At 62.0% G+C, this 15,600-nt stretch carries 16 protein-coding genes; 5 read left to right on the top strand and 11 right to left on the bottom strand.

The window, feature by feature from the left end; all coding sequences use genetic code 11:
• Window positions 1-41 precede the first annotated feature (41 nt).
• Window positions 42-503 carry a tRNA (adenosine(37)-N6)-threonylcarbamoyltransferase complex ATPase subunit type 1 TsaE gene (gene tsaE / locus L0Y14_RS10110; RefSeq protein WP_006475686.1) on the bottom strand — a complete coding sequence of 154 codons (462 nt, stop codon included), beginning with the start codon at window positions 501-503 and terminating at the stop codon, window positions 42-44.
• Entirely contained in the window at window positions 490-1,998 is a 1,509-nt protein-coding gene (locus tag L0Y14_RS10115) for an NAD(P)H-hydrate dehydratase (protein WP_251859185.1), read from the bottom strand. The genes tsaE and L0Y14_RS10115 overlap by 14 nt, the downstream gene beginning before the upstream one ends.
• A gap of 82 nt (window positions 1,999-2,080) precedes the next feature.
• Between L0Y14_RS10115 and queG the strand changes: the two genes are divergently transcribed.
• Window positions 2,081-3,172 carry a tRNA epoxyqueuosine(34) reductase QueG gene (queG, locus tag L0Y14_RS10120; RefSeq protein ID WP_040819964.1) on the top strand — a complete coding sequence of 364 codons (1,092 nt, stop codon included), beginning with the start codon at window positions 2,081-2,083 and terminating at the stop codon, window positions 3,170-3,172.
• Here queG and L0Y14_RS10125 read toward each other — a convergent pair.
• Together L0Y14_RS10125 and orn are read right to left on the bottom strand one after the other, a co-directional pair.
• Window positions 3,141-4,232: a VanZ family protein gene (locus L0Y14_RS10125; RefSeq protein ID WP_005961359.1), complete on the bottom strand. Its 1,092-nt coding sequence runs from the start codon at window positions 4,230-4,232 to the stop codon at window positions 3,141-3,143. The genes queG and L0Y14_RS10125 overlap by 32 nt on opposite strands.
• A gap of 198 nt (window positions 4,233-4,430) precedes the next feature.
• Complete coding sequence (gene orn / locus L0Y14_RS10130) at window positions 4,431-4,979, bottom strand: oligoribonuclease (RefSeq protein WP_005961360.1); 549 nt, start codon at window positions 4,977-4,979, stop codon at window positions 4,431-4,433.
• 59 nt (window positions 4,980-5,038) lie between these two features.
• Here orn and L0Y14_RS10135 point away from each other — a divergent pair, with 59 nt between their 5' ends.
• From L0Y14_RS10135 to rsgA, 3 genes are read left to right on the top strand one after another with little or no spacing between them, the layout of a single operon-like run.
• On the top strand, window positions 5,039-6,349 hold the full coding sequence (locus tag L0Y14_RS10135) for a M48 family metallopeptidase (protein ID WP_005961361.1): 1,311 nt from the start codon (window positions 5,039-5,041) through the stop codon (window positions 6,347-6,349).
• A 12-nt stretch (window positions 6,350-6,361) separates the two neighbouring features.
• The gene (locus L0Y14_RS10140) at window positions 6,362-6,640 is read left to right on the top strand and encodes a hypothetical protein (protein WP_006475539.1); all 279 of its coding nucleotides are present in this window, start codon (window positions 6,362-6,364) and stop codon (window positions 6,638-6,640) included.
• Window positions 6,641-6,643: 3 nt separating this feature from the next.
• Window positions 6,644-7,645 (top strand): small ribosomal subunit biogenesis GTPase RsgA, encoded by a 1,002-nt coding sequence (gene rsgA / locus L0Y14_RS10145; RefSeq protein WP_006475538.1) that lies wholly within the window; start codon window positions 6,644-6,646, stop codon window positions 7,643-7,645.
• 58 nt (window positions 7,646-7,703) lie between these two features.
• Here the strand turns inward: rsgA and L0Y14_RS10150 are convergent, their stop codons facing one another.
• From L0Y14_RS10150 to L0Y14_RS10165, 4 genes are all read right to left on the bottom strand, one after another.
• The gene (locus L0Y14_RS10150) at window positions 7,704-9,062 is read right to left on the bottom strand and encodes an ATP-binding protein (RefSeq protein WP_005961364.1); all 1,359 of its coding nucleotides are present in this window, start codon (window positions 9,060-9,062) and stop codon (window positions 7,704-7,706) included.
• Between the two features lie 6 nt (window positions 9,063-9,068).
• Window positions 9,069-9,764, bottom strand: a complete 696-nt coding sequence (locus tag L0Y14_RS10155; protein ID WP_005961365.1) for a response regulator transcription factor — start codon at window positions 9,762-9,764, stop codon at window positions 9,069-9,071.
• Window positions 9,765-9,779: 15 nt separating this feature from the next.
• Window positions 9,780-10,052, bottom strand: a complete 273-nt coding sequence (locus tag L0Y14_RS10160; RefSeq protein WP_005961366.1) for a PepSY domain-containing protein — start codon at window positions 10,050-10,052, stop codon at window positions 9,780-9,782.
• A 70-nt stretch (window positions 10,053-10,122) separates the two neighbouring features.
• Window positions 10,123-10,674, bottom strand: coding sequence for a glycine zipper 2TM domain-containing protein (locus L0Y14_RS10165; RefSeq protein WP_005961367.1), 552 nt, complete (start codon window positions 10,672-10,674; stop codon window positions 10,123-10,125).
• Window positions 10,675-10,862: 188 nt separating this feature from the next.
• Between L0Y14_RS10165 and L0Y14_RS10170 the strand changes: the two genes are divergently transcribed.
• Entirely contained in the window at window positions 10,863-11,894 is a 1,032-nt protein-coding gene (locus L0Y14_RS10170) for an SO_0444 family Cu/Zn efflux transporter (RefSeq protein ID WP_006475535.1), read from the top strand.
• Between the two features lie 118 nt (window positions 11,895-12,012).
• Here the strand turns inward: L0Y14_RS10170 and L0Y14_RS10175 are convergent, their stop codons facing one another.
• From L0Y14_RS10175 to gshA, 3 genes are all read right to left on the bottom strand, one after another.
• Complete coding sequence (locus tag L0Y14_RS10175) at window positions 12,013-12,597, bottom strand: class I SAM-dependent methyltransferase (RefSeq protein ID WP_005961369.1); 585 nt, start codon at window positions 12,595-12,597, stop codon at window positions 12,013-12,015.
• 5 nt (window positions 12,598-12,602) lie between these two features.
• Window positions 12,603-13,793 (bottom strand): O-succinylhomoserine sulfhydrylase, encoded by a 1,191-nt coding sequence (locus tag L0Y14_RS10180; protein WP_006475534.1) that lies wholly within the window; start codon window positions 13,791-13,793, stop codon window positions 12,603-12,605.
• A gap of 120 nt (window positions 13,794-13,913) precedes the next feature.
• Complete coding sequence (gene gshA / locus L0Y14_RS10185; protein WP_006475533.1) at window positions 13,914-15,488, bottom strand: glutamate--cysteine ligase; 1,575 nt, start codon at window positions 15,486-15,488, stop codon at window positions 13,914-13,916.
• Window positions 15,489-15,600 lie beyond the last annotated feature (112 nt).

Here is a 15,600-nt window from a genome sequence, read left to right on the forward strand (position 1 = left end):
ATCCAATGGATAGAGCAACTTCTTTCATTAATACTCGAGCCTCAGTCAACTCCATTAAACCTTTGGATAAGCATCCGACCCTTGGCGCTTTTTCCCTGTAGACGGATCCGCCTGCCTGCATCGCAATAGCTGAGTTCGATCAGCAGATCTGCTGGCGGCAGCACACCCAGCCCCTTTTCCGGCCACTCGACTAGCATCACTGCCCGCTCGTCCAGCAGATCCCGCAGCCCCAGATACTCCAACTCATCCGCCGCCGCGAGCCGGTAGAGATCCAGGTGGTAGCAGACAACCTGCCCCAGCGGATAGGGTTCCAGCAGGGTGTAGGTTGGGCTCTTCACTGCCCCATGGTGGCCCATGGCACGTATAAAACCACGCGTCAGGGTGGTCTTTCCGCTACCCAGATCACCTTCTAGATAGATCACGCAAGGGGCTTCGCAGGCCGCCGCAAGCTGCGCCCCAAAGGCCATCTGCTGCTGCTCGCTGGTGAGTTCAAGCTCCAACATCGGCGCTCTCCGGGTTCAACAACCGACGGATATGCGGCAACAGATCGCTAGCCAACATGCCCCTCTCACCCGCCTCTGCCGCTCGGTCTGCCGCTGCCGCATGCACACAGACGGCCGTCTCTGCCGCATCTTGAGCCGCCAGCCCCTGCGCCAACAGCGCCCCGAGCAGACCGCTGAGGATATCGCCGCTGCCACCGCTGGCCAGACCCGGATTGCCGGCGCTGCAAAGTCCCGGTCTTCTGGAGGAATCATCTCCTATCAGGCTGCCCGGACCTTTCAGTATGACAACACCACCATAGCGCAGCGACAAATCCTGCAATGCCTGAAAACGATCCCGCTGGACCGAACCGACATCCGAGCCAAGCAGGCGGGCGGCCTCACCGGGATGGGGCGTCAACACCCAGTTGGCACGTCTCTCCGGCTGCGCTGCCAGCAGGTTCAGGGCATCTGCATCGGCCACCATCGGCAGCCCGGCGCTACAGGCGGCAGCGAACATCGCCCGCCCCCACTCGCCCTGGCCCAGCCCCGGCCCAAGTACCAACTGATCGGCCCACTCGAGCAGCGCTTCGAGCTCGTCAGGTTCGGCCACCCCGTGACACATCAGTTCGGGTCGACCAATATTCAGCGTCGCCGCATGGGCCGGATGGGTCGCCACCGCCACCAGGCCGGCGCCGCCACGGGCCGCTGCCTCGGCGGCCATGCGCGCCGCTCCGGAGTAACCCTGGTCGCCGCCGATCACCAGCAGCCGCCCGAAATCACCCTTGTGAGCAGTGCGCGGCCGCGGCGTCAGATGCTGGACGATCTTGGAATAGTCGAGCCGCCGCGCCGCCAGGATCTGACGCGCATAGATCTGCGCCGGTAGCTCCAGCGCATCGAAGCGAATCTTGCCGCAGACACCCGGCCCGTCAGCCGTGAACATCCCCTGCTTCAGCCCGATGAAGCTGAGCGTGGCATCGGCCTGCACCGCCGTACCGCGCATACACCCTGTATCTGAATCCAAGCCGGAGGGGATATCGATCGCCAGCACCGGTGCCGGATGGGCATTGATCTGCCTCACCGCCACGGCCCACTCACCGCTGATCGGCCGCACCAACCCAGTGCCGAGCAGCGCATCGACGATCAGATCGGTCTGCCGCGGCAACTGCTGCAACGGCTCGCTCTCGCCACCGCAGGCGTGCCAGGCATCGGCCATGCGCCGTGCATCCCCCTGCAGCCGTGCCGGATCAACCAGCCAGAAGACCCGGCAGGCAAGGCCGGCCTGTCGTGCCAGCCTCGCCACCACATAACCATCGCCGCCGTTGTTACCAGCGCCGCAGACCACGCTTAGATCCGCCACCTCAGGCCACAGCTCACGAATCAGCTGAAACGCCCGGCTGCCGGCCCGCTCCATCAGTTCGCTGCCGGAGATGCCATACTCCTCGATCGCAATCCGATCGAACTCCCGCACCTGTTCAGCGCGATAGAGCGCGTTTGGCAACTCCTCTGTATATGGCATGACCCGCATCGACACCCCTCGAAAAATAGTCGCGCACCATACCGCGAAGTCTATATTAGAATCCAGTGGTATAGTTGCACGAATGAAACAGATGCTATCTGACCAAACGCAGGCTGAACTGGTCCAACAGATCAGGCAGTGGAGCCGGGAGCTGGGTTTTCAGCAGCTTGGCATCAGCGATTGCAACCTGGAGAGCGCCGAGACGCATCTGCAGCGGTGGCTCAACGCAGGCTTTCACGGCGAGATGGGCTACATGGCGCGCCATGGGCTCAAGCGCAGTCGTCCGCAACTGTTGGAGCCAGGCACCCGCAGCGTGATCTGCGTGCGCATGAACTATCTGCCAGAGCCGATGACACAGAGCCGGCAGCGTCTGGCTGATCCCGCGACCGCCTTCATCTCCCGCTACGCCCTGGGACGGGACTACCACAAGCTGATGCGCAAACGGCTACAGCAGCTGGCCAAACGCATCGGCGAGCAGATCGGCCCGTTCGGCCACCGGGTGTTTGTCGACTCCGCACCGGTGCTGGAGAAGCCCCTGGCGGAGAAGGCCGGGCTCGGCTGGGTCGGCAAACACAGCAACCTGATCAACCGCCGAGCCGGCTCCTGGTTCTTTCTCGGCGAGCTCTATACTGACCTGCCGCTGCCCCCCGACCAGCCGGTGAAAAACCACTGCGGCTCCTGCCGGGCCTGCCTCGATATCTGCCCGACCCGTGCCATCGTCGCTCCCTACCGGGTCGACGCCCGCCGCTGCATCTCCTATCTCACCATCGAGCTGAAAGGGCCGATCCCAGTGGAGTTCCGTCACGCTATTGGCAACCGCATCTACGGCTGCGACGACTGCCAGCTAACCTGCCCCTGGAACCGCTTCGCTAAGCTCAGCACAGAGCCCGATTTCCAGCCGCGCCAACGCCTCGACAGCCGTATCCTGCTTGATCTGTTCAGCTGGGATGAAGAGCGGTTCCTGAAGCTTACCGAGGGTTCCGCGATCCGCCGTATCGGCCACGCTGCGTTTCTGCGCAACCTCGCCATCGCCCTCGGCAATGCTCCCAGGCAAGAGGCCATCGTTGCTGCTCTCAAGGGGCGCATGGATAGCGCCTCAGCGCTGGTGCGCGAGCATCTCGAATGGGCCCTGCAGCAACAACTCAGCGGAAAGAGAAACGACGCAGGGAACTGACCAGCGCCCAGCCCAGCAGCACCCCAATCATATCGACGCTGACATCGGCCAGATTGCTGCTGCGCCCCGGCACAAACATCTGCAGCAGTTCACTGGCCACCGCCAGCAGAAACAGCACAGCAAACAGATTGAGAGGGGCAAACCGCCCACGCGCAAACAGGGTGGAGCTGATCAGGAAAAAACTCAGCAGATGTCCCAGCTTGGCGATGCTCCACTGCGCCGGCAGCAGACTGATGTGATTGAGATGACGGCTTGAGCTGGCCTGCAGCGCCAAACCAAACAGACGGGCAACCCCTTCGATCTGCAGCTCCAGCCAGAGCTTGATCTCCTGCGGCATCAAGATGCCAAGCAGGCTGACCAGCAACAACCCGCAGATCCACCAGCCGAGCCCCTCCTCACGCTGGTAGCTCAACAACGAATGCAGCAACCAGACTCCGATCACCACCCAAGCCAGCAGCAACACACCCCGCAAGGGTGGATAAAACCAGTTCGCCTCGGCCTCGCGCAGCGAGAGATTACGTACCTCAAAACTGCCACGGCTGTGGTAGAGATATATCTCCAGACAGACTCGCTCTGCCTGCTGCGGCAGCTGAAACAGCCCCTCCAGTTGGCGCCAGTCGTGGCTGCCACTGCTACCAGCAAAGCCATGACCATCGTAGATGCCCCGCCCCTGGGCGTCGTAGCCGATCAGATCGATGCGCGCATGGTGCCAGTCGAGCCTGCCCGGAATGACCCGGTCAACACGCATCTCCACTTCAAGCCAGAGCTGCTGTGGCAAAGCATCAGCAGAAAAGCACTGACTGATGCCGAGATTGCTATCACCCCGCTTGGAGCTGATCGTAAGCTGTGGGCCGAGCGTGCCAATGCTGCCGGACCCTCTCTGCAGCTGCCAACCGTTCAGGCCTTTGTGGAAATCGGGATTGTGCAGGCGTTGCGGACCAAGGCCATGGAAGGCGCTGAATCTGCTGAAGAAGAACAGGGTCAGCAGACAGAGCAGCAGCAGTACCACGAACTGCCAACGGGTGAAGTGGTCTGGCTGGTGGGAGGCATCCGGTGCCATGGATATCCGATATCCTCTGTTGAATGATGCAGAAGGCAGCAGGCTAGCGAAAACGGCCAGCTCGTTCCGCGAGGGGCATCACACTGAGTTCAGACTGATCGACTATTTTTCCATCAGGAGGACAGCCTAATCGCCTCTTTGACTTGCATAAACCCGGTATTTAAACATGGCACCTGTATAGGCCGGGCGCAGCCCGGCTCAGCTTAGGCGCAGAAACTTCTCACGGTAGTGGCTCAGCTCGGCGATCGAGTCTTTGATATCCTCCAGCGCCAGATGCTGCGCGTTTTTGGTGAAGCCCTCCGCCACCGCCGGCGCCCAGCGATTGACCAGCTCCTTCAGCGAACTCACATCCAGATTGCGGTAGTGGAAATAGGCCTCCAGCTTCGGCATGGTACGGGCCATGAATCGCCGATCCTGGCAGATGCTGTTGCCGCACATGGGCGAGACCCCAGGCGGCACATACTGCTCCAGAAAGGCGATTGTCTCCGCCTCGGCCTTCGCCTCGTTGTAGCTGCTCTCACGCACCCGCTTGAGCAGGCCAGAGCCACCGTGCTGGCGCTGGTTCCACTCATCCATGCCGTCCAACAACGGCTGCGGCTGGCTGATCGCGATCACCGGCCCCTCTGCCAACAGATTCAGATCGGAATCGGTGACGATAGTGGCGATCTCGATGATCTCGTCATTGAGGGTGTCCAGGCCGGTCATCTCCAGATCGATCCAGATCAGGTTATTGGGGTTTTGCAGCATCGATTTTTCCGGGGTTGTCAGAAGCATGAAAGTGGCCAAGGATTCTAGCAGGATCTCCAGTGAGACTGTATTCTTGGCCCCGAAGCAGACTCTCCATCCATAAAGAACGCCCCAAACCGCTGATGCCGCTCTTCACCACGATCTTCCTTGCCGCCCTGATCGCCGGCACCCTGCTGCAGCTCTGGCTGCTACAGCGTCACCTCCAGCATGTGCGTGCCCATCAGCAGCAGGTGCCCGAGGCCTTTGCGACGATGGTCTCGCTGGATGAACATCAAAAAGCCGCCGCCTACACCCAGGCCAAAGGTCAGCTGGGACGGCTCGATATCCTGCTCGGCAGCCTGCTGCTGCTCGGCTGGACGCTGGGCGGCGGTCTCAATCTGCTCAATCAATTCTGGCTGGGGTTGAAACTCGATGCGACACTCACTGGCATCGGCCTGATCTTCTCAATGTTTTTCATCTCCAGTCTCATTGAACTGCCGCTCGCGCTCTGGCGCACCTTCGTCATCGAGGCACGCTTCGGCTTCAATCGCAGCAGCCCGAAGCGGTTTCTCCTGGACCGGCTGCTTGGACTGCTGCTGGCAGTACTGCTAGGCGGGCCGCTATTGTGGGTGATCCTGCAGCTGATGGCTTCCGCCGGCAACCTCTGGTGGCTGGCGGTATGGGCGGTCTGGATCGGCTTCACCCTGCTGATCCTCTGGGCCTATCCGCGGCTGATCGCGCCGCTGTTCAACCGTTTCACCCCACTGGAGGCGGGCGAGACCCGCGATCGGGTGCAGGATCTGCTGCACCGCTGCGGCTTCAACTCCGATGGCATCTTTGTGATGGATGGCTCCAAGCGCTCCAGCCACGGCAACGCCTACTTCAGCGGCTTCGGCAAGAGCAAGCGCATTGTCTTCTTCGACACCCTGCTAGAAGCTCTGGCACCGCAGGAGATGGAGGCGGTGCTGGCCCACGAGCTGGGGCACTTCCGGCTGCACCATGTGATCAAACAGATGCTGCTCATGTCCGGCGTGTCACTGCTCGGGCTGGCGCTGCTCGGCTGGCTCTCCAGCCAGCTCTGGTTCTATCAGGGGCTGGGGGTGACACAGCCCAGCAACGCCGTGCTGCTGATGCTGTTTCTGCTGGCCACACCGGTGTTCACCCTGTTCATCGCGCCAATCGGCAGCTATCTGTCACGCCGTCACGAGTTTGAGGCGGACGCCTTCGCGGTGGAGCAGAGCGGTAGCGAACCGCTGATCCGGGCGCTAGTCAAACTCTATCAGGATAACGCCAGCACCCTGACACCAGACCCGCTCTACTCGCTGTTCTACGACAGTCACCCGCCTGCGGCGGTGCGTATCGCCCAGATTGCTAACCACTCCAGCCCATAGGAACTTTGGGAAATGAAACAATTGATCCCTGCCTCCATCCTCGCATGCCTTTCAATTGCCAGCAGCGCCTCTGCCGCCGATCAGGCAAACGGCAAACAGCTGATCGATACCCACTGTTACAAGTGCCACGGCACTGAGATCTACACCCGGCCCGACCGGCGTGTCACCAGCCTGCCCGGCCTGTACAAGCAGGTACAACGCTGTGAGCTGATGCTGGGGCTGAAGTGGTTCGACGACGACATCAACGACGCCTCGACCCACCTCAACCAGCACTTCTACAAGTTCAAATAAACCATGGGCCGCCGCCTCTCCCAACGACAGCGCGAACGCATCCAGGCGATCCAGGAGAAGCGCCGCAAGCGGCTGGAAAAGCAGATTACGGAGAGCCTGGCGCAGAGTGACGTCGCGCCACCCCAGGAGGGACGTGTGATCATCCGCCACGGCGCCACGCTGATGGTGGTGGACGAGAGCGGACAGCTCTTCAACTGCCGCACCCGGCAGAACATCGGCCATCCGGTGTGTGGCGACCGGGTAGTCTGGCAGGCAATCGACGAAAAAAGTGGTGTAGTCACCGCCCTGCTGCCGCGGGAGAGTGTGTTGAGCCGCCCCGACTACGCCGGCCGGGAGAAGCCGCTGGCCGCCAATATCAGCCTGATCGTAGTGGTGCTCGCCCCCAGGCCGGAGCCCTCCGGCTATCTGCTCGACCAGTATCTGGTGACAGCCGAGACCATCAACGTACCGGCGCTGATCGCGATCAACAAGATCGATCTGCTGCAGGGCGACGAGCGGGATAGGTTTCTGAGGCAGTTCGACTGTTACCGCAGCATCGGCTACCCGGTGGTAGAAGTCAGCGCCACCCTTGAACACGGCCTGGACCCGCTGGTCGAGGCGCTACACGACCAGCGCAGCATCCTGGTAGGGCAATCGGGGGTCGGCAAGTCATCACTGATCAATGCGCTGCTGCCGGATCATCAGGTGGAGACCGGGCACCTCTCGAAAGCCACCGGACTGGGTCGGCACACCACCTCCAGCGCCACCTGCTACAACCTGCCCGGTGGCGGCGAGCTGATCGACTCTCCGGGGGTACGCAGCTTTCGACTCACCCGGCTCAGCAAGCAGCAGATAGAACAGGGTTTTGTCGAGCTGCGTCCCTATCTGGGGCGCTGCCGCTTCGCCGACTGCGCCCATCAAGAGGAGCCGGAGTGTGCAATCAAGCAGGCCGCCGAGGCCGGGCAGATTGACCCGATCCGACTGGAGCACTTTCACCGGCTGGTGGCAGGCGCCTCAAACCAGTAGGAGCGCTGCTTACAGCGCGAACATCTGCAGTGGAATCTTCGCACCGCTAGCGGTGCTCCTACACTGAACGGTCTGTCGCCAGCGGCAAGCTCAGTGAGACATCTGCCCCTCCCAGGGTGGAGCTCGCCAGACTTAGCGTGCCACCGTAAGCCTCGACGATATCCTGCACCACCGAGAGGCCGATGCCCTGCCCCGGCAGCTGTTGGTCAAGCCGCTTGCCGCGCATCAGCACCGCCTGCGCCTGATCGGCGGGGATGCCGGGGCCATCATCCTCGACATGGATCTCGAGCCGCCCCGCCCGTTGCCCGGCACCCACCCGCACCTGCGAACGGCCATACTTCCAGGCATTGTCGAGCAGGTTGCCGAGGATCTCCATCAGATCCCCCTCATCGCCGTGGAACAGTAGCTTATCGCTTACCTCAATCTGCCGCTCAACCCCCTTCTCCCGATAGACCTTATCCAGCGAGCGCGCCAGCCGCTGCAGGGTCGGTTTGAGCGGCACACCGCTAGTGAGTGTGGTGCGACCGGAGGCAGCGGCACGCTGCAGTTGATGGGCGACGATCTGGTTCATCCGCTGCACCTGATCCTCCAGAATGGCGTGCTCCTCCGGGGAGAGCGGCGGATCCCGATCGGCCAGCCCCTGCAACACCGCCAGCGGCGTCTTCAGACTGTGGGCCAGATCCCCCAGGCTGTCACGAAACCGTTTCTGGCGGGCTTGGGCGTGCTGGATCAGGGAGTTGATGTTGTTGGTGAGGCGGGTCAGTTCAAGCGGGTAGCGCCCCTGTAGCTGTTCACTGCGACCCGATTCGATCGCCTCCAACTCAACCGCCACCGTGCGCAATGGCGTGAGCCCCCAGCGCAACACCAGGCCCTGGATCAGCAACAGCAGCAGTGAGACGCCACCGAGCCAGAGAAACAGGGTGTTGCGAAACGCCTCAATCTGCTGCTGATGGGGGCTCAGGTCGATCGCTACCGCCAGCACATAGTCGGTCTCATTGGCCTCGAAATCCTCCCAGGAGACACCGAAGCTGATCGCCAGCAGGTCGCCGTTTTGCGGCTGGTGGAAACGCCGCTGGCCAGGTGGCGTCGGCTGCAGAAAGCTGAGCTGGCGCCCCACCATCGAGGCGGATTGCCAGCTGAACCCACCACCAGCACCGGAGACCTGGGCATAGTAGCCGGAGTCGGGCCGGTTGAAGCGGGGATCGGAGAGCAATCTGGGCAGGCTGAGACGACCCTGCTGATCCTCCTCGGCGGCGGCCAGCAGGCCGTAGATCTGACTCTCGAGGCGTTCCTTCATCGCCTTTTCGGCACTCGCCCGGTAGGCCTGTTCTAGCACCAGGCCGGTCAGCCCGAGAAAGCCCGCCAGCACCAGGCTGGCCACAACCAGCAATCGGGCATGGATCGAAAAACGCACCACCCAGGATCACTCCGCAGACGACGACTCGGCGCGTTTCAGGACAAAGCGATAGCCGCGCCCGCGCAAGGTTTCGATCGGCTTGTAGCGTGCCTCAGGATCGAGCTTCTTGCGCAGACGACGCACAAATACCTCAATCACGTTGCTGTCACGATCCCAGTCCTGATCATAGATATGCTCGGTCAGCTCACTTTTGGAGACCACCTGACCGGCGTGCAACATCATATATTCGAGCACCTTGTATTCGTAGGCGGTGAGATCAATCGGTTGCTGCTGCAGACACACCGTCTGGCTGCGGGTATTGAGTTCGATCGGGCCACACTCGATCAACGGCTGCGACCAGCCTGCAGCACGCCGCAACAGGGCGTTGAGGCGCGCCAGCAACTCTTCGACATGGAAGGGTTTGACCAGATAGTCGTCGGCCCCCGCCTCGAGCCCCTCCACCTTGTCCTGCCAGTTGCCGCGCGCGGTAAGGATCAGGATCGGGAAGTGTTTGCCGGCCTGTCGCAGCTGGCGGATCACCTCGATACCTGAGAGCTGCGGCAGACCGATATCGACGATTCCCACATCGATACCGTACTCGCGGCCGAGGAACAGGCCGTCGCGGCCGTTGTCTGCCGCATCCACCGTATAACCCTCACGACGCAGACGTGCCTCGAGCGGGTTGCGCAATTCTGCCTCATCTTCGACTAGCAATACCCGCATCGGGTTCTCCTGGGGTCAGGGTCTCGGTTTGCGTTTGATGAAGCGGCCGCTGCGACCATCCATCTGATAGCGGCGCAACTTGCCCTCGTTGGTGAGGATACGGATATTGTGGACCGGACGACCATCGTACTCGCGGGTCTCGGCGGAAATCACCCGACCACCACTCTGCCGCTTGGCCTGTTTCACCGCCTCATCCAAGCTGATCAGGCCCCGCGCACTGACCCCCTGGGTCAACAGCAGGCCACCAAACAGCAGCATGAGCGGCAACATTATTTGTCTGACACGCATTCAGTTCGGACCTTTCCAGCAGCGGGAAGGCTGACCGACTTGGGTATCGGACAGCTCTTCCACACTTGATTCATAACTCATCGATCGGCGTCACCGCCACCCGCACCCGGATATGCTTGCCCGGATGGCTCTTGGTGCGGGTGGTGAAGACCTGACCCTTGTAGCGGTATTTTACACGATAGCCCACCAACTGCTCCTCCTGCTCTGTGTAGTCGATCACTTCACAGCGCCGCTCGGTCTCGGTCACATAGTGGCCACTCCGGTTGCGGCTGGCATCGTGACCAACCGATGCGCCCAACAGTGCGCCGGCGATGGTGGCCGCATCCTTGCCCTTTCCCTTGCCGAACTGGTTACCCACCACACCACCAACGATGCCTCCAAGTACGGTTCCGGTATAGGACTTGTCGCGATTTGGACGATAGTGAGAGACCTGCTCATCCCAGCAGTGCCGCTCCGGGCGGGAGATCTCCACGGTCTTGTAGATCGGATCCACATCGATCACCTTGGCGGTGTCTTGGTAACGGTGCTTCCAACCTGCATTGACGCTCAGGGATGCACTCAGCAGCAGGGTGGCAATGGCGATAGTGGTTTTTTTCATCTCGGCTTCCTCGATCTTTAACATGGGTGAGGAGGCTCTCTCCTCATCTCTTGGCTATAGATTAAGCCGGAGAAACTGAACCGCGCCTGAACCGGAAACGCCCCACAAAAACCCTGAAGTTTATTGCCATGAATCCTGATCGATAGGAGGTAGAATAACGCCCGCCCCATCGCAATCTTCGGACTCGACATACCCCCAAGAGCTGCATCACCATGGCCTTTCTGCACAACCTGATGGCAATCTATCTCGATGCCGCCTTCTGGCTGGTGATCGGGCTGCTGTTCGCCGGGCTGCTTAAGGCCTGGATGCCAGCGGACCTGCTGCAGCGCCAGCTCGGCCAGGGGCGCCTGGCACCGACTCTCAAGGCGGCCCTGATCGGCACCCCGCTGCCGCTCTGCTCCTGCGGTGTGCTGCCCGCCGCGCTTGGGCTGCGCCGCGCCGGGGCCTCCAACAGCGCCACCGTCTCCTTTATGATCGCCACCCCGGAGACCGGCCCCGACTCCATCGCCCTCTCCTATGCCCTGCTCGGGCCAATCATGGCCGTCGCCCGCCCGCTGGCGGCCCTGTTCAGCGCCATTACCACCGGCCTGTTGACCTCGCTGATCCCCAAGACGCCCCCTCTCCCGTCCACGCTGCCGGTGGCCGTAGCAACCGGCAACTGCTGCAGCAACAGTGACTGCTGCAGCAAACCTACCAACCAGCAGCAGCCGCTGCTCAGCAGCCTGCACTACGCTTTTGTCGATATGCTCGACGACATCCTGCTGTGGTTGGCGGCTGGCCTGATCCTGGCCGCGCTGGTGATGACCTTCATCCCACCAACCGCCTTGGCCGAGGTCGGCAGCGGAGCGCTGACCATGCTGCTGATGCTGGTGGTGGGGATCCCTATGTATATCTGCGCCACCGCTTCCACCCCACTGGCGGCGGCGATGCTCGCCGCCGGGCTCTCGCCGGGCGCGGTGCTGGTGTTCCTGCTCGCCGGCCCCGCTACCAACCTCGCCACCATGGGGGTAATCGGCAAGGAGATGGGGCGCCAAGTGCTGCTGGCCTATCTACTGGGGATCGCAGCCAGCAGCCTGCTGATGGGAGTGGCGCTGGATGTGCTGCTCGAGGATATGGGGTGGGTGGTCGATGCCACTGTCGCCGGCGAACAGGAGTGGCTGCCCGACTGGCTGAAGTATCTGGCAGGGGTGGGTCTGCTGACCGCCGCGCTAGCCAGCGCCCGGCGGAGTCTGAGTCAGAGATAGAATGTAGGAGCACCGCTTGCGGTGCGGTCGCCGTAACACCTGACGATCGCCACTGATCCTACACTTCTGGATGACTGTTCGCGCTACAAGCAGCACTCCTACACAAGCAACCTTCCGGCTAGGGCTTCTGCCCTACCAGCATCGCCAGGTCCCGGCTCCCTTTTGTCACATCCCCCAGCTCGCCCTCCTCCCGGTAGAAGCGCAACCTGAGCGATGAGAAGAGACTCAGCAGTTCGTTGTCTGCCAGACGGAAGGCCGGATCGTTGGGACCTCGACTGGTGAGGCGGGTCTGGCTAAAAGTCTGGAAGAAGATTAGCCCGCCGGGCCGCAGCGCCTCGATCCAACCGGGGATCAGGCTGCGATCGAGAAAATAGCTGGCGACAATCACATCGTAGCTGGCCGGTGCTGGCGCCTCGCTCTCAATATCCCGCACTTGAGCGCTGAGCGACAGGCCTTCGGCGCCAGCCGCGGTATTCAGCTGTTTGATCGCCACCGGGGAGAGGTCCCAGGCGGTGACCCGCAGTCCCGCCCGAGCCAGCGCCAAGGCGTTACCTCCCAGCCCGCAGGCCAACTCCAGGGCATCCCCTGTCGCAGGCAGCAGGTGAAGGTTTTTACTCAGCACCTCGGCAACGTGCACGGGTTTCTCCGGGGCGGCGTGGCGCTCGTCCCATTTCGCCCTGAGTTTCTCGAGACGCTCCTCCATCCGCCTCAGAGCCGCTCCAGCCCCCGCGCCAGATCGGCGCAGATATCATCTACGCTCTCCAGCCCCACCGCGATGCGCAGAAAACCCTCACCGATGCCAGCGGCCTGGCGTTCTTCCGGGCTGAGGCGACCATGGGTGGTGGTGGCGGGATGGGTGATGGTGCTCTTCACATCGCCGAGGTTGGCGGTGATCGAGAGCAGCTCGGTGGCATCGACCACGCCCCAGGCGGCCTGCTGCCCCCCCTTCACATCAAACGCGACAATGCCGCCGGCGGCGCTCTGCTGGCGTGAGGCCAGTGCATGCTGCGGATGCGAAGCCAACCCCGGATAATAGACCCGCGCCACCTGCGGCTGGGCCTCGAGCCACTCGGCCAGCGCCAAGGCATTGCGCGAGTGAGCCTGCATGCGCAGGTCCAGGGTCTCTAGCCCCTTGAGGAAGACCCAGGCGTTGAACGGGCTCATGGTCGGGCCGGCGGTACGCAACACACCGTAGACCTCTTCACCCACAATGTTGGCGTCACCCACCACCGCGCCACCGATGCAGCGCCCCTGACCATCCAGGAACTTGGTCGCCGAATGGACGACAACATCCGCCCCCAGCTCCAGCGGACGCTGCAGCGCCGGGGTGCAGAAGCAATTGTCCACCACCAGCAGGGCGTCATGGGCATGTGCCAGATCAGCCAGCAGGCGGATATCCGCCACCTCGGTGAGCGGATTGGAGGGGGTCTCGATAAACAGCATGCGGGTCTCGGGGCGGATCGCCGCCTCCCAGGCGGGCATATCGACCAGATCCACATAACTGACCTCAATGCCAAAGCGGGTCAGATACTTATTGAAGAGGATGGTGGTTGAACCAAAGATGCTGCGCGAGGAGACGATATGATCCCCCGCCTGCAGCAGCCCCATGCAGGTCGCCAGGATTGCCGACATGCCGGAGGCGGTGGCGACACAGGATTCGCCCCCCTCGAGATCGGCCAGACGCTGCTCGAAGATGCGCACGGTGGGGTTGGTAAAGCGGGCGTAGATGTTGCCGGCCTGGTCGCCGCTGAAGCGAGCCGCCGCCTCCCGGGCGCTGTCAAAGACAAAACTGGAGGTAGTGAAGATCGGCTCGCCGTGCTCCCCCTCCATGGTGCGCTGATGGCCGGTACGGATCGCGCGGGTGGCAAATGCCCAGTCGTCTGAATCTCTCTCGCTCATGGCTCTCGCTTGCCGAAATCTGTTGCTGACTGGCAAGGGGAATCGAATAGGTTCCGCTGCCTGAAACGGGGAAGCATAACACCAATTTAGTCTCGTACCGCAGTCCTGGTGGAGATGACCTCACTGGATAAAGTAATCGGCCAGATACTGACCGAACGGGGCTTGCGGCTGGGCTTCGATCTCCCGCTGACGCTGCCAGGAGGTGGCGGCCGCTTGCCGGAACAGTGCCTCCCGCTCAGCAGAGAGGCGCTGCTGTCTGAAATAGTCGTTGTGCTGCTGCGACATGCGCTGAGCAAAGCCAAAGAAGGGTTCACCCTGCTCGCGCATCTGCGCCAGCATCTGCGCAGAAGGGGTCAGGTTGGGGTCGATGACCCGCTCGCGCAGACTTGACAGGGCCTGCTGATAGGGCTGATCAGCGCTGTCGGCATCGAGCAGCTCACAGATCGGCAGCATCGCATCGAAGATCTCCAGTGCCCAGTCGCGCAGGCGGATCTCCCGCCCGTTACGCTGCAGAAACAGCCGTGGATCGCGCCCGCGATGCGCGGCAGCACCCTCGTTGCGGTCGATCTCTTTCTGCTCGAAGACGTTGATCGCAGGGCTCTCCAGCAGCAGACAGAGCAGCAGGAAGGCCTCAAGAAAACGAATCTGCGGCTGGTCGATCCCCAATGGGTCGAAGGCATTCACATCCAATGAACGCAACTCGATATAGCGCACCCCACGCCGCCGCAGGGCGAGAATCGGCTTCTCCATACCGTCGGGGATCTGCTTCGGCCGCACCGTGCTGTAGTATTCGTTCTCAATCTGCAGGATGTTGGCATTGAGCTGCTCATAGCGCCCATCCACCTCCACCCCGATCGTCTGATAGATCGGGCAGGGGGTCTCGACGGCACGCCCCAGGGTCTCCAGATAGGCATCGAGACAGTCGTAACAGACCTTCACACCGGTGCCCTGCTCCTTGCTGTTCTGATAACCGATATCCCCCATCCGCAGGGAAGTGGCGTAGGGCTGGTAGTAGGTAAATTCATCGAATGACTTGAGACTGCTGGGGCGCCCGCCGAGGAACGACTTGCAGATCGCCGGCGAGGCACCAAACAGGTAGGGCACCAACCAGCCAAAACGCTGCAGGTTGCGGATCAGGCCAAAGTAGGCTTCGGAGATGAAACCTTGCAAATCCCCCTTACCGCCCTCCAACGTCTGATAACCGGGCCAGAACGCCTCCGGCAGCGAGTAGTTGAAGTGAACCCCGGCAATCACCTGCATCACGCGGCCATAGCGGTGACCCAGGCCACGCCGGTAGACCGTCTTCATCAGCCCCGCATTGGAGCTGCCGTAACGGGCAATGGGGATAGTGCAGCCGCCCTCCACCACGCAGGGCATGCTGGTCGCCCAGAGGATCTCATCCCCCTCCAGCCGGTCGTAGACAAACTTCTGCGCATCCCGCAGGAACTCGAGCACCGCATCGCGCTGCTGCAGTGGCGGGGTGATGAACTCAGTCAGCGCTTCGGAATAGTCGGTGGTGATGTAGGGGTGGGTCAATGGCGCGCCCAGCGCCTCCGGATGGGCACTCTGGGCGATACCGCCTGCGGGCGTGACCCGCAGGCTCTCCTTCTCCAGGCCGATCAGGCCCTGACCCAGCAGGATGCCAAGCTGGTTCTGCTCGATCTTTTTCAGTCGCTCTTCGAGGCGGGATAACAAAATAGCGGCTGCCCTTGGATGCCTCTGAATGAATCTGGACGATGTGCGCGTCCAGATTCATTCAGACACTCCCTTGAAAAAGGGGGCGATTATAGCCCGCACCGTGACCAGC

It is taken from the genome of Candidatus Endoriftia persephonae (assembly GCF_023733635.1).
Taxonomy (GTDB): Bacteria; Pseudomonadota; Gammaproteobacteria; order Chromatiales; family Chromatiaceae; genus Endoriftia; species Endoriftia persephonae.

Excerpts from the sequence above, each read along its gene's own strand:
- tsaE (WP_006475686.1), bottom strand. The coding sequence starts at position 503 with ATGTTGGAGCTTGAACTCACCAGCGAGCAGCAGCAGATGGCCTTTGGG.
- L0Y14_RS10115 (WP_251859185.1), bottom strand. The coding sequence starts at position 1,998 with ATGCCATATACAGAGGAGTTGCCAAACGCGCTCTATCGCGCTGAACAG.
- queG (WP_040819964.1), top strand. The coding sequence starts at position 2,081 with ATGAAACAGATGCTATCTGACCAAACGCAGGCTGAACTGGTCCAACAG.
- L0Y14_RS10125 (WP_005961359.1), bottom strand. The coding sequence starts at position 4,232 with ATGGCACCGGATGCCTCCCACCAGCCAGACCACTTCACCCGTTGGCAG.
- orn (WP_005961360.1), bottom strand. The coding sequence starts at position 4,979 with ATGCTGCAAAACCCCAATAACCTGATCTGGATCGATCTGGAGATGACC.
- L0Y14_RS10140 (WP_006475539.1), top strand. The coding sequence starts at position 6,362 with ATGAAACAATTGATCCCTGCCTCCATCCTCGCATGCCTTTCAATTGCC.
- rsgA (WP_006475538.1), top strand. The coding sequence starts at position 6,644 with ATGGGCCGCCGCCTCTCCCAACGACAGCGCGAACGCATCCAGGCGATC.
- L0Y14_RS10155 (WP_005961365.1), bottom strand. The coding sequence starts at position 9,764 with ATGCGGGTATTGCTAGTCGAAGATGAGGCAGAATTGCGCAACCCGCTC.
- L0Y14_RS10160 (WP_005961366.1), bottom strand. The coding sequence starts at position 10,052 with ATGCGTGTCAGACAAATAATGTTGCCGCTCATGCTGCTGTTTGGTGGC.
- L0Y14_RS10165 (WP_005961367.1), bottom strand. The coding sequence starts at position 10,674 with ATGTTAAAGATCGAGGAAGCCGAGATGAAAAAAACCACTATCGCCATT.
- L0Y14_RS10170 (WP_006475535.1), top strand. The coding sequence starts at position 10,863 with ATGGCCTTTCTGCACAACCTGATGGCAATCTATCTCGATGCCGCCTTC.
- L0Y14_RS10175 (WP_005961369.1), bottom strand. The coding sequence starts at position 12,597 with ATGGAGGAGCGTCTCGAGAAACTCAGGGCGAAATGGGACGAGCGCCAC.
- L0Y14_RS10180 (WP_006475534.1), bottom strand. The coding sequence starts at position 13,793 with ATGAGCGAGAGAGATTCAGACGACTGGGCATTTGCCACCCGCGCGATC.